We start from the raw sequence: 13002 nt of genomic DNA, 5'->3' as shown, positions 1-13002 counted from the left end.
TTGCACGCATCAAACGGTTTGAATCTCGTGTTGGGTATCTCTGAACGTCCCGACTGAAAGTTAAAAGGAATTCTGAATGCGTCCTATCCAAAAATCAAAAAAATTAGCTGATGTCTGTTACGACATACGCGGACCAGTTCTGGAAAAAGCCAAACAAATGGAAGATGAAGGGCATAAGATTATTAAGCTCAACATCGGTAATCTGGCGGTCTTTAACTTTGACCCACCGGATGAAATCGTGCAAGACATGATACGGAATATGCATGGCGCCGCGGGCTACACAGATTCCAAAGGCATGTTTGCGCCGCGCAAAGCAATCATGCACTACACCCAGCAAAAGCATATCCGTGGTGTGACGATAGAAGATGTGTATATCGGCAATGGTGCATCTGAGCTGATCGTCATGGGCATGAATGCTTTGCTGAATAGCGGCGATGAAGTGCTGGTACCAGCACCCGATTACCCGTTATGGACCGCAGCAGTCAGCCTGTCGGGCGGCAAGCCGGTGCATTATGTTTGTGATGAGAGTGCGGACTGGATGCCGGATATCGACGATATCAAGAAAAAAATCACACCGAATACCAAGGCTATTGTCGTTATCAACCCGAACAATCCCACCGGTGCGCTATATCCGGTAGAGGTGCTGCAGCAAATCGTCGACGTCGCTCGTGAACATCAGCTGATCGTATTTGCTGATGAAATTTATGACAAAACCCTGTACGACGGTGAAGTACATACCTCGATCGCCTCGCTGGCGGACGACGTGTTATTCCTGACCCTGAACGGCCTGTCTAAAAATTACCGCTCCTGCGGTTATCGTGCTGGCTGGATGGTTGTGTCTGGTGAAAAACGTCATGCCAAAGACTACATCGAAGGCTTAAATATGCTGGCTTCCATGCGGCTGTGCGCCAATGCGCCCGGCCAGTTTGCGATCCAGACTGCATTAGGTGGCTACCAGAGTATCGATGATCTGGTGGGCCCCGGAGGTCGTTTGCTCAAACAGCGCGATCTCGCTCACAAACTGCTGACGGAAATACCCGGCGTAAGCTGTGTCAAACCGAAAGCAGCCTTGTATATGTTCCCGAAACTGGACCCCGAGATTTACCCAATCAAGGATGACCAGGAATTCATACACGAATTGCTGACAGAGCAGCGCGTGTTGTTAGTGCAGGGCACAGGTTTTAACTGGATCAAACCGGATCACTTCCGGGTCGTGTTCCTGCCAAATACGGATGATTTAACTGAGGCATTCGGCAGAATCTCTCTTTTCCTCGAATCTTACCGAAAACGTCACGGTACTTATTAATTTTTTTAGTCAGAGCTCATATGAAACCCATCAAAGTTGGTCTGTTAGGTATAGGAACCGTTGGTTCCGGCACATTCAATGTATTAAAGCGCAATCAGCAGGAAATTATGCGTCGCGCTGGCCGTTCAATTGAAATTACCATGATTGCAGACCTCAACACTGAGCGGGCACGTGAGCTGGCTGGCGACAGCTGTGAAGTGGTCAACGACGGTAATCTGGTCGTTACGCATCCTGATATTGATATCGTGATCGAGCTGATAGGCGGCTATGGCATTGCTAAAGACCTGGTGTTAAAGGCCATCGCTAATGGCAAGCATGTGGTGACGGCCAACAAAGCCTTGCTGGCTACCCACGGCAATGAGATTTTTAAAGCCGCGCAGGAAAAAGGGGTCATGGTGGCTTTTGAAGCCGCAGTTGCCGGTGGCATCCCTATCATTAAGGCGCTGCGTGAAGGCCTGACTGCTAATCGCATCGAATGGATAGCTGGCATCATCAATGGCACCACCAATTTCATTTTGTCTGAAATGCGTGATAAGGGGCTGGACTTCGCGACGGTGCTCAAGCAAGCACAGGCCTTGGGTTATGCAGAAGCGGATCCGACTTTCGATATCGAAGGGGTGGACGCGGCGCATAAGGCCACCATCATGGCCTCGATCGCGTACGGCATACCGATGCAGTTCGATAAGGCCTATGTCGAAGGGATCACCAAATTGGAAGCCAGCGACATACGCTACGCTGAAGAATTAGGCTATCGTATCAAGCTGCTGGGTATCACTAAGCGCACACCTGACGGCATAGAATTACGCGTTCATCCAACATTGATCCCTGAAAAACGTCTGATCGCCAATGTGGAAGGCGCGATGAATGCGGTGTTGGTACAAGGCGATGCGGTGGGTGCGACCCTGTATTACGGCAAAGGCGCAGGTTCTGAGCCAACCGCCTCCGCAGTGATTGCGGATCTGGTCGATATCACGCGTCTGGCAACGGCTGACCCTGAGCACCGTGTGCCGCACCTCGCTTTCCAACCAGACGCGCTGAGCAATCTGCCTATTCTGCCTATGTCAGAAATCGTGACCAGCTACTACCTGCGCATGCATGTGGAAGATCGTCCTGGGGTATTGGCTGATGTAACACGCATACTGGCTGATCTGACGATCTCGATTGATGCGATGCTGCAGAAGGAGCCAGGCGACGGTGAAACCCGTACTGACATCATCATCCTCACGCACCAGACGAAAGAAAAAAATATCGTTGCTGCGATAGAGAAAATCGAGCAGTTGCAAACTGTATTCGGTGCTGTCACCAAGTTACGCCTTGAAGAGTTGAGCTGATCCCAGCTGCCGCTTCTGGGCGGTTTCTGACAAAAAAACGCGACCATGGCATCATGGGCGCGTTTTTTTATATCATTCCCTCATGAGCTCACTGCCCAACTGTGATGTGCCATTGCTAAGCCGCTGGCAGATTTTTGCTTATGCCTTATTTGCTTATCCACTCGCGATGCTGGCCTTGCCCGTCTACGTGTATTTGCCGCAGTTTTATGCGGCGCAGTTTGGGTTGAGCTTATCGCTGATAGGCAGCATTTTGCTGGTATCCCGAATGCTGGATGCCTTTTTTGATACGCTGGCTGGCAGCTATATTGATCGTTACTCCCCACAAACCGGATTTCGTCGGTTTTTACTGCTTGCAGCACCTGCTTTGCTCATCGGTTTTCATGCCTTATTCCACCCACCGGCCTGGTCTGGCATGGCTTTACTGAGCTGGCTATGTGGCTCACTCTTGCTGGTGTACGCTGGATTTAGTCTTGCCAGCATCGCTTATCAAAGCTGGGGCGCAACGCTGAGTGCTGATCCGGCATGGCGTACCAGGCTGACTGCAAGCAGAGAGTTTGTGGGCTTGCTGGGTGTCATTTCTGCCGCCTTATTTGTGCAGTTTGCACCGGTGCAGCATCTGTCCTGGCTGCTGCTGATCAGCAGTGTGATCGCACTCAGCAGTCTGTTGCGCTGGACGCCAGATCGTCATCAGCCGTCGGCACCCGCCGCAGCCACGGATAATGCCCTGACTTTGCGCCAGATATTTGCCGGACGTGACTTCCGAAAACTGTTTCTGGTCTTTGTACTTAATGGGATAGCCGCCGCAATTCCGGCTACCTTATTTCTGTTTTTTGTGAAAGATAAACTCAGGCTGGAACAAAGCGCAGGGGTGTTATTGCTGGCTTATTTTTTAAGCGCAGCACTCTCTATGCCCGTCTGGAGCTGGTTGGCGGCGCGTATCCATGAAAGCCGCGCCTGGGCGCTAGCCATGCTGCTTGCGATTAGCAGCTTTGTCTGGGCCACGCTGCTGACAGCGGGCGACCTGAGCGCGTTTGCGCTTATTTGTGTGCTATCCGGTTTCGCACTCGGCGCAGACCTGGCGCTGCCACCAGCCTTGCTCGCGGGGGTGATACAGGTAGCCGGACATCATGATCGATGCGAGGGCAGTTATTTTGGTGTCTGGAATTGGGCAAACAAAATGAATCTGGCACTGGCGGCTGGATTGACTTTACCTGCACTGGAGTGGACAGGCTATACGCCGAATGCTACGGCATCCAGCGTGCAAGGCCTGAGCGCGTTGACGCTGATGTACGCAGTCGTCCCTAGCATACTGAAGGCAGCCGCGCTGACACTACTCGTGCGCGCTAAGCTAGATAAGGTTTGAGGTAAGTGCATTCACCTTGTGCGAGAGACCCGAACTCAGCGCAAAGTTTTTTCCATAAATTCTGTGCTGCCATCATGGTGTATCCTGAGCAAGGTGGATACCCGCGTCCCGTAATCTTGCGACACGATACAAGGTGAGGACAACAGGCGTTCGCGTTCAAAGGAAATGCCGGTGTCAGGTAAGCGGCAATCCGGTGCCTGCGTCGTATTTGACAGCATTTCAAAAAATGCGTCTTGTGGCGCCAGCTGACAAATCAGGCTCGCGAATTCAGCTTTAGTTCGGACTACTTTATGCCAGCAAGTATCCAGCGCAGCATTCGACACACCATAAATTCCTGGTGCTAAAGCGATGCCATTCTTGGCATTGTCGCGGTGACGATTGGAATACCAGATCATGTCCTGGCCATCATTGACCAATAAATTGTAGCCATTGTATTCATCATCACAGGCGGCAAGCTGACGCACGTATTCAGCCGCAGAGATGTCATTTTCCAGGAAGCTGCTGACCAGTTCGCCGCGGCTGCGTGCCGACTCCAGCGGCTCGGAAGGTGCGCGTACATTGGTTACGGCAGCAAACTTGGTCGCCTGCAGTGCATCCTGACTCAGACTGCGTATACCCAGCCAGGTGCCATGTGATTGCAAATCACGTCCTGCAAAAATCCCTGGTTTATCTTGCCAGTGATGCGCCTCACTGGCAGCGCGCGCGTAATACTCATCACGGTTGGCCGCAACCACCAGCGGTGTATCGGGTAATAACTTCCAGGCAAAAACGATCAGGCACATACTACGACATCCACAAAATATTCAGCATGACGCTCAGCATACTGCAACTCAGGAAAATCCACATGCTGCAATGCGGAGCGCAACAGTGCTTCAAAGTTGTCCGGTACCTGGTGGTAAATCTCCATCCAGGTGATCAATCCCTGCTTTAATTCTGGACGGCGCTGCAATGCCATTCCAGCCTGCTGCAGTTCGGGACACAGTGCGTGCAGGCGTTGCTGCAGCAGTGCGACTTCCGCAATCACCGCAGCAGATTTTTCTTCCGGCGTCTTAAAGTAAACATAGCAATCCATACGGATATCTCGCCTTGGCCTGAAATTCAGCGTCTAGTTAAGCTCAATCGCGCGTGACATCCACAATCGGGTAGGGCAGCGGCATCAGACTGATAACCGGGCCATCTGGGCTGCCAACGCGCAGCACACCAGCTTCCTGGTCTGCCAACGTGGATTCAAACAAAATCAGGCTACTGCTTTCATCTGCATTTTCCGCATTCACGATGGTGCCGCAGGCTTGCTCAGGATGTGCTTCGTGGTACACGTCCATACCAGCCACCAGTCCAGCTGCAGCGGCTTGCCCCAGCGCCATGCGACGTTTTAATTTGCCCAGATACTGGCTGCGCGCCACGATTTCCTGACCCGGATAACAGCCTTTTTTGAAATTCACGCCGCCGACCAATTCGAAATTGATCATTTGCGGTACAAATTTTTCTTGCGTGGCTGCTTGTATATACGGGATACCAGCCAGGATATGACTCAGATACCAGTCACTCGAATTACAGACCGCCAATTGCGCTGATAAATGAGTCCAGGCCTGATCTGCCAGCGCGACAGGACAAATCCAGATGAGTCGCAGTAAGCCGTGTACGCCGTCCTGACGTATCAGTGTGCCAGCGTCATTGCTGCGCTGTTCACCCTCTGCAGGCAAATCAGGAAACCACTTCTGTACAGCGCCTGCAGCATGGGTGCCGCCCAGCGCGATACTGACGTATTGCTCGTTGCAGTCAGTTAGGTTGGCTTTAGCACGCAATACGAACATCTGCAGCCGCTTCTGGGTGCTGGCTTGTAAGTCACGCGCCATTTGCAGCATGATGCCTTGCTCAGTTTTCCAATATAAAAAGCTGGCCAGCATACGGCCTTTGGCGGTGCAGTAAGCAGCGCGACGCACCACGTTTTGCGGTAAGCGTTCTACATCATTGCTGATCTGCCCATGCAGGAAGCTGGCCGCATCCTCACCGCTGATCATTGTCAGCCCCTGATCAGCCAACAAGCTGACAAAGCCGAGTTGAAAGGCAGGCTGATTCCAGGCTGGAGCATAGCCACGAAGGCGGTTTTCTGAGAAATTTACATGATGGCGGGCGGCGAATTCTTGCAACATAGTGAAGCGTAACCTTATAAAACAATTCGATATAAGGCGATATATAACATAATTGCTCAATTCGTGTATGACTGCGGGTTCGGCGCCCATAGCGAAGCGATAATATTTGCAGCGATCAGCGATGGATAAGCTCAACTTCGCAAGCGACATGCGTTAAACTACGCGCCTTACAAAATCCCGTTCTGCCACCCCGTTTGAGACTGACAAGACCAATGAGACTGATCAAAAACCTGATCGTGCTGAGTTTTTTACTCCTTACCTTTGCAGCCGGCGGCTTCTATTACTGGTCTCAACTGGCGATGGACATGAATGGTGAAAAAAAAGAATTCACTATCCAGCCTGGCAGCAGCGTACGTGCCGCAGCACGTCAGATTGAGGCAGCAGGGGTGCCAGCCCCTGCATGGTTATTCGAAGCATTGGCGCGTTGGTCTGGCAAAGCTAACCGGCTCAAGGCTGGCTCTTATGAAGTCGAGTCTGGCAGCACGCCGCTCGCTTTGTTAGATAAGCTGGTGCGCGGTGATTTTTCGCAAGCGAGCGTCGCTATTATTGAAGGCTGGACCTTCGCGCAGATGCGTAAGCTGATTGATATGCATCCCGGCCTGCGCCATGACACCAGCCAGTTAAGTGAAACCGAACTGCTACGTAAAATTAATCCGGAACTCAGCTATGCCGAAGGCATGTTTTATCCGGATACCTATCTGTTTGCGAAAGGCAGCAGTGACTTGCAGGTGTATCAGCAAGCCTATGCAATGCAAATGAAAAAACTGGATGAAGCCTGGCAGGCACGTGCCAATGGACTGCCTTATAAAAACAAGCAGGAAGCATTGATTATGGCTTCTATCATAGAAAAAGAAACTGGTCAGCAAGCCGAGCGGTCCTTAATTGCTGCGGTGTTTGTGAATCGCCTTAAAACCGGCATGCTGTTACAGACAGATCCGACCGTGATTTACGGTATGGGCGCCAAATACCAGGGTAAGATTTACAAGAAAGACTTGTTGACCGACACACCTTATAACACTTATACACGGCCGGGTTTGCCCCCCAGTCCTATCGCTTTACCGGGTCTGGCCTCGATTACGGCGGCTTTAAATCCGGCCAACAGTGATGCACTGTATTTCGTGGCGCGCGGCGATGGCACTAGCCATTTCTCGACCAATCTGAGCGAACATAACCGCGCCGTGAATCAGTATCAACGTTAAGGAATTGAGTATGCGTGGAAAATTTATCAGCTTTGAAGGTATCGATGGTGCGGGGAAGTCGACCCATATCCGCTATGTAGCGGACTACCTGCAGCAGCGCCTGAAAGCGCAGAAACACCAGGTGATTTGCAGTCGCGAGCCTGGTGGAACGCCACTGGGCGAACAATTGCGCGAAGTTCTGCTCAAACAAAGTATGCATCTGGAAACGGAAGCCTTGCTGATGTTTGCGGTCAGACGTGAACACATCGCTCAAGTCATACAACCTGCGTTGGAGCGCGGTGACTGGATGATTTCTGATCGCTTTACTGATGCCAGTTTTGCCTATCAGGGCGGGGGCCGACATCTGTCCCTGGAAAAGCTGAATCAACTCGAACAATGGGTGCATCCGGATCTGCAACCTGACATTACCTTCCTGTTTGATGTGCCTTTGGAAGTGGCGCGTGCCAGACTGGATGCTACCCGTGAACTGGATAAGTTTGAGCAGGAAAAGGCGCAATTTTTCGCAGATACCAGAAATGAATATCTGCGCCGTGCCGCGCAATTCCCGCAGCGTTTCCGTATCATTGATTCCACCCGCAGTATCCCTGAAATTCAGCAAGAGTTGGCTGCCATCGTCGATCAGTTATTGCAGCAGGCAGAATAAATCTATGAATCCTTTATACAGCTGGCAATCCGGCTCCTGGCAGTATTTTCAGGGTTTGCGTGAACGTCTGCCGCATGCCTTCTTGCTATATGGCCCACAAGGCATAGGCAAAACGCAGTTCGCTGAGCAGATGGCACAGTCCCTGTTATGTGAAACACCGGATAGTGCAGGCCACGCCTGCCAGCAATGTGCATCCTGCGGCTGGTTCACCCAATACAGCCATCCGGATTACCGGCGTGTGCGTCCGGAATTGCTGGATGAAGAAGAGGCTGCGGCTCAAGATGTGGACGCGGACAGCGGTACTAAATCGACCAAAGCCAGTAAAACGCCATCCAAGGAAATCGTGATTCATCAAATCCGCGCCTTGTCGGATTTCATGAATATTTCCACCCACAGACAAGGGCGGCGGGTGATCGTACTGTACCCGGCGGAAGCGCTGAATATTCCAGCGGCCAATGCCTTACTGAAATCCCTGGAAGAACCCGCCAAAGACACCGTCTTTATTTTGGTTTGCCACAGTATTGATAAGCTGCTGCCAACCATCCTGTCGCGCTGCCACAAATTCGCCCTGAGCTTACCGGAGCACGCCCAGGCAATGGACTGGCTCAGACAACAAGGCGTGGCTGACGCTGATGTCTGGCTTGCGCAACAAGGCGGTGCACCGCTAGCGGCCAAGGAAATGGCGCAATCCGAATCGCGCGATGCGATGCAGGATTTCCTGAATCATATTGCACAACCGGGTAGCGATATGGCCTTAAAACTGGCCGATAAAATGCAAAAAATGGATATGCCGGTCACGATCGCATGGATGCAACGATGGTTGTATGACCTGTTTTCTTACAAACAGACTGCCAGAATCCGGTATTATCCGCGTTATGAAAAAGAAATTGCTGGCCTCGCATTGCGCATCAACCCGGATCGTTTAATGCAAATGATTAAGGCTAACAATGAGAGACAAGCGATTGCCAGCCATCCTTTGTCGCCCAAATTATTTCTCGAAGATATGTTGCTGGAATACGCAGCTGCCTTCGCTTAACATCAGGATATTCAGTTATGTCAGATATGTCGAATGACAGCGCAGCCATTAGCGCACCTAATCGCCCGTCAGTTTTATCCCTTGCAATCAAGGAAAAGGCAGCGCTGTTCGCCGCTTACATGCCATTTCTGAAAAATGGCGGCATCTTTGTGCCGACGAATAAAACTTACCGTATCGGTGAAGAAATTTATCTGATTTTGACCTTGTTGGACGATCCTGCAAAATATCCTATAGCGGGTAAAGTCGCCTGGATCACACCGGCCGGTGCAGGCAATAACAAATCTCAAGGCATAGGTGTACATTTTCCATCCGATGAAACCGGTAACCGCATCCGTTTGCGTATCGAAGAAGCCTTGGGCACAGCGATACGTTCGAGTCGTGCCACCCATACAATCTGACAATGAAAGTAGTTGAATGAGCTCCGGCTTCCATTATCGTCTGGCCCAACATAGCGATTTACCCGCGATAGTTGCTATCTATAACTCCACCATTGCCTCCCGTCAGGTAACGGCAGACACCGAAGAAATCACAGTTGCCTCCCGCGAAAACTGGTTTGCCGACCATACCCCTGAACGCAGACCTTTATGGGTCAGTGAGGAAAATGGTAAAATCACGGGCTGGCTTTCGTTTTCCAATTTTTATGGACGTCCGGCTTACTCTGGAACTGCCGAGCTGTCTATTTATCTGCATGAAGATGCGCGTGGCCATGGTTTAGGAAAAAAATTCCTGCAACTGGCTATCGAGCACGCTCCAACTATTCAGGTTCATACTTTATTAGGCTTTATTTTTGGACATAATCAGCCTAGTCTGGAATTGTTTAAACGCTTCGGTTTTGAAACCTGGGCCAATATGCCGCGTGTTGCCAATCTGGATGGGATAGAACGCGACTTACTGATACTGGGTAAACGTATCGCCTGAGCCCAGCTTTGACTGGCTGCATCGTTGATGCTTTCCGGTTTTCGGCAAACTTCAGCAAATTACGGCAATCTGCTTTGCAGCTTGCCTTTCATTTTTTATAGGAATACCAATCATGTTCAGCTATCGCCACGGCTTTCATGCGGGCAATCACGCCGACGTGTTAAAGCATTTTGTGTTAGTTCAGTTAATCCAATACCTGAATCAAAAAGACACGGCTTACACCTATGTTGATACTCACGCCGGTGCCGGCCTGTACGCCTTAGACAGCGGCTATGCAACAAAAAATGCTGAATTCGAGACTGGTATCGGCCCGCTTTGGGGTAAGAACGACTTACCTCCAGCGTTAGCGGAGTACATCAATCTGATCAAAGAAATGAATCCCAGCGGCAAGCTGCGCTACTACCCGGGCTCGCCATTTTGTGCAGAAAAGATACTACGTGAGCAAGACAGGCTGCGTTTGTTTGAATTACACCCGAGTGAAATCAAGGTACTCAGCGAGAATTTCCGCAAGCTGGAAGCACATCAGGCAGAGCAGGGCAAGCGTCCGACGGTGCGTGGTAAGCGGATTATCATTTCCGATACCGATGGCTTTGACAGTCTCAAATCCTTGTTGCCACCACCATCACGTCGCGCATTGGTGCTGATAGACCCGCCTTACGAAGTCAAAGATGATTATCGCCGCGTTAAATCGGCCCTGGATGAAGCGGTCAAGCGCTTCCCTAGCGGCACCTATGCAGTGTGGTACCCCATTTTGCAACGCATGGAATCCCGTGAATTGCCAGAAAAACTGAAGCGGGTTGAATGTAAAGAGTGGCTCAATGTGAGCTTATCGATCAGCGGTCCCGCACCCGATGGCTTTGGCTTACACAGCAGCGGTATGTTTATCCTGAATCCACCCTGGACCTTGGTGGCAACTTTAAAAGAAGTCATGCCTTACCTGGTCGCTGTGCTGGGGAAAGATAAGCAGGCCAAGTTTGAAATTCAAACTGGCACACCCTTAACGGGGCAAAATCCTCGCTTTAAGAAACCCGGAACTGCTGCCTGATCAGCGACACACAAACCGTAGCGTAAGCTGCGGTTTTTTTTTACATTCTCTTGATTGCTCACCGCACAGTCAAAGCAAATTGAAATCAGTGCGTCAGATTTTCAATACATCGGAAACAGTTGTTGCATTGCAGAATGAATAAAGATTGACCTTTCCGCACGGTCGTACAAAAATCTGCCATAAATTTAATTTAGTATTTTCGCTCTAAAACCAACGAAACACCAACCAGAATTGATGCGAGGAGAACAGATGTCAGCTTACCCAAAGAGCCCGTTAATGGGTCAAATGATGGAAAAACCGATGCTGATTTCCAGCATTATTGAGCATGCTGACCGCTATTTCGGTACGAGTGAAATTGTTTCCCGCCGCGTAGAAGGGGATATACATCGCTATAACTATCGCCAGTGCCATCAACGCAGCAAGCAGTTGGCAAATGCATTGACACAGCTTGGGGTAAAGCTTGGAGATCGCGTGGCGACGATTGCCTGGAATGGCTACCGTCATCTGGAGGCTTATTATGCAGTGTCGGGCTCAGGTGCGGTGTTGCATACGATCAATCCACGTCTCCATCCTGAACAAATCGTCTACATGATCAACCATGCGGAAGATCAGTATCTGTTTTTTGACATTAGCTTTCTTCCCATCGTGGAAGGGATTGCCGCCCACTGCCCAGGCGTGAAAGGCTTTGTGATGATGTGCGGCAGATCGCATATGCCTGCCGAAAGCAAGCTCAGCAACTTGCTGTGCTACGAAGAGTTATTGGCGGCACAAAGCAGCGACTACGACTGGCCCTTGTTCGATGAAAATTCTGCGTCCAGCCTGTGTTACACCTCAGGCACGACCGGACATCCGAAAGGTGCACTGTATTCTCATCGTTCAACCGTCCTGCATTCCTATGCGTCTGCGTTGCCAGATGGGCTGAATGTTTCCGCACGCGATACCGTATTGCCTGTCGTCCCTATGTTTCATGTCAACGCTTGGGGGCTGCCTTATTCGGCACCATTAACAGGCGGGAAACTGGTATTTCCTGGTCCATTCCTGGATGGCAAATCTTTGTATGAATTGTTTGAGCAAGAGCGTGTCACGTTCTCTGCCGGCGTTCCTACAGTCTGGCTGGGCCTGCTCAATCATGTGAGCCAGCATGGCCTGCGTTTTTCCAGCTTTAAACGTACGGTGATAGGCGGCTCAGCTTGTCCACCGGCCATGATGCACACCCTGCGTCATAGCTATGGCGTTGAGGTTGTCCATGCCTGGGGAATGACAGAAATGTCGCCTTTGGGTACGTCCTGCACTTTGCTTGCAAAACACATGGAGCTGCCGGAAACTGAAAAAGAAGCAGTGTTGACCAAACAAGGTCATGTCCTGTACGGCGTAGAGATGAAGATCGTAGATGATGCTGGTAAAGAACTGGCGTGGGATGGCAAAACCTATGGGAATTTATTGGTTCGCGGCCCGTGGATCATCAGTGCGTATTACAAAGGTGAGGGCGGCGATGTGTTGCACAATGGCTGGTTTGCTACCGGTGATGTGGCAACCATAGACGCCGATGGTTTTATGCAAATCACAGATCGCAGTAAAGATGTCATTAAGTCTGGCGGCGAATGGATAGGCAGTATCGATCTGGAGAATGTGGCGATGGGCCATCCTGCGGTGATGCAGGCAGCCTGTATTGGTGTATTTCACCCTAAATGGGATGAACGTCCACTGTTGCTGGTTGTGAAAAAGCAGGGTGCAGAAGTCACAAAAGAAGAGCTTCTGCAATTTTTTGAAGGTAAAGTCGCCAAGTGGTGGATACCGGACGACATTGCCTTTATTGATGCGCTGCCACTGGGAGCAACCGGCAAAATCCTGAAAAATAAATTGCGTGAGCAATTTAAAGAGCATCAGTTGCCGACTGTCTGATTCGGCGTTCAAGCGCTCAGGCCCGATTGGGTCTGAGCCTGTGCAGCACAAACAAGCTCAGGTTTCGCTGCTGGTCAAGCTGTAAAAAAACAAGTCAAAAATGAGC

At 50.8% G+C, this 13002-nt stretch carries 13 protein-coding genes; 10 read left to right on the top strand and 3 right to left on the bottom strand.

The window, feature by feature from the left end:
* Nucleotides 1–76 precede the first annotated feature (76 nt).
* The 3 genes from H8K47_RS10820 to H8K47_RS10810 all read left to right on the top strand — a co-directional run bounded on the left by H8K47_RS10820 (nucleotide 77) and on the right by H8K47_RS10810 (nucleotide 4000).
* The gene (locus tag H8K47_RS10820; RefSeq protein WP_186881423.1) at nucleotides 77–1306 is read left to right on the top strand and encodes a pyridoxal phosphate-dependent aminotransferase; all 1230 of its coding nucleotides are present in this window, start codon (nucleotides 77–79) and stop codon (nucleotides 1304–1306) included.
* Nucleotides 1307–1326: 20 nt separating this feature from the next.
* Nucleotides 1327–2637 carry a homoserine dehydrogenase gene (locus H8K47_RS10815; RefSeq protein ID WP_186881422.1) on the top strand — a complete coding sequence of 437 codons (1311 nt, stop codon included), beginning with the start codon at nucleotides 1327–1329 and terminating at the stop codon, nucleotides 2635–2637.
* A gap of 82 nt (nucleotides 2638–2719) precedes the next feature.
* Nucleotides 2720–4000, top strand: a complete 1281-nt coding sequence (locus H8K47_RS10810; protein ID WP_186881421.1) for an MFS transporter — start codon at nucleotides 2720–2722, stop codon at nucleotides 3998–4000.
* A 35-nt stretch (nucleotides 4001–4035) separates the two neighbouring features.
* Here the strand turns inward: H8K47_RS10810 and H8K47_RS10805 are convergent, their stop codons facing one another.
* Genes H8K47_RS10805 through ygfZ form a run of 3 tightly spaced genes read right to left on the bottom strand, consistent with a single transcriptional unit; the run spans nucleotide 4036 to nucleotide 6153 of the window.
* A complete protein-coding gene (locus H8K47_RS10805; RefSeq protein WP_186881420.1) occupies nucleotides 4036–4782 on the bottom strand; it encodes an NRDE family protein in 747 nt (248 codons plus the stop codon).
* A complete protein-coding gene (locus H8K47_RS10800; RefSeq protein WP_186881419.1) occupies nucleotides 4773–5072 on the bottom strand; it encodes a DUF4936 family protein in 300 nt (99 codons plus the stop codon). The genes H8K47_RS10805 and H8K47_RS10800 overlap by 10 nt, the downstream gene beginning before the upstream one ends.
* 43 nt (nucleotides 5073–5115) lie before the next feature.
* On the bottom strand, nucleotides 5116–6153 hold the full coding sequence (ygfZ, locus tag H8K47_RS10795; RefSeq protein WP_186881418.1) for a CAF17-like 4Fe-4S cluster assembly/insertion protein YgfZ: 1038 nt from the start codon (nucleotides 6151–6153) through the stop codon (nucleotides 5116–5118).
* 212 nt (nucleotides 6154–6365) lie between these two features.
* Here ygfZ and mltG point away from each other — a divergent pair, with 212 nt between their 5' ends.
* From mltG to H8K47_RS10760, 7 genes are all read left to right on the top strand, one after another.
* Entirely contained in the window at nucleotides 6366–7352 is a 987-nt protein-coding gene (gene mltG / locus H8K47_RS10790; RefSeq protein WP_186881417.1) for an endolytic transglycosylase MltG, read from the top strand.
* Nucleotides 7353–7362: 10 nt separating this feature from the next.
* Nucleotides 7363–7995 (top strand): dTMP kinase, encoded by a 633-nt coding sequence (tmk, locus tag H8K47_RS10785; protein ID WP_186881416.1) that lies wholly within the window; start codon nucleotides 7363–7365, stop codon nucleotides 7993–7995.
* A gap of 4 nt (nucleotides 7996–7999) precedes the next feature.
* A complete protein-coding gene (gene holB, locus H8K47_RS10780) occupies nucleotides 8000–9031 on the top strand; it encodes a DNA polymerase III subunit delta' (RefSeq protein ID WP_186881415.1) in 1032 nt (343 codons plus the stop codon).
* 17 nt (nucleotides 9032–9048) lie between these two features.
* Nucleotides 9049–9429, top strand: coding sequence for a PilZ domain-containing protein (locus tag H8K47_RS10775; RefSeq protein WP_186881414.1), 381 nt, complete (start codon nucleotides 9049–9051; stop codon nucleotides 9427–9429).
* A gap of 16 nt (nucleotides 9430–9445) precedes the next feature.
* On the top strand, nucleotides 9446–9949 hold the full coding sequence (locus H8K47_RS10770; RefSeq protein ID WP_186881413.1) for a GNAT family N-acetyltransferase: 504 nt from the start codon (nucleotides 9446–9448) through the stop codon (nucleotides 9947–9949).
* Nucleotides 9950–10061: 112 nt separating this feature from the next.
* A complete protein-coding gene (locus tag H8K47_RS10765; protein WP_186881412.1) occupies nucleotides 10062–10994 on the top strand; it encodes a 23S rRNA (adenine(2030)-N(6))-methyltransferase RlmJ in 933 nt (310 codons plus the stop codon).
* Between the two features lie 249 nt (nucleotides 10995–11243).
* On the top strand, nucleotides 11244–12896 hold the full coding sequence (locus tag H8K47_RS10760; protein ID WP_186881411.1) for a 3-(methylthio)propionyl-CoA ligase: 1653 nt from the start codon (nucleotides 11244–11246) through the stop codon (nucleotides 12894–12896).
* Nucleotides 12897–13002 lie beyond the last annotated feature (106 nt).

It is taken from the genome of Cognatundibacterium rugosum (genome assembly GCF_014284365.1).
Taxonomy (GTDB): domain Bacteria; phylum Pseudomonadota; class Gammaproteobacteria; order Burkholderiales; family Burkholderiaceae_D; genus Undibacterium; species Undibacterium rugosum.
Note: the sequence above shows the minus strand (reverse complement) of the source record. Positions and strands in the feature narration are given on the sequence as shown.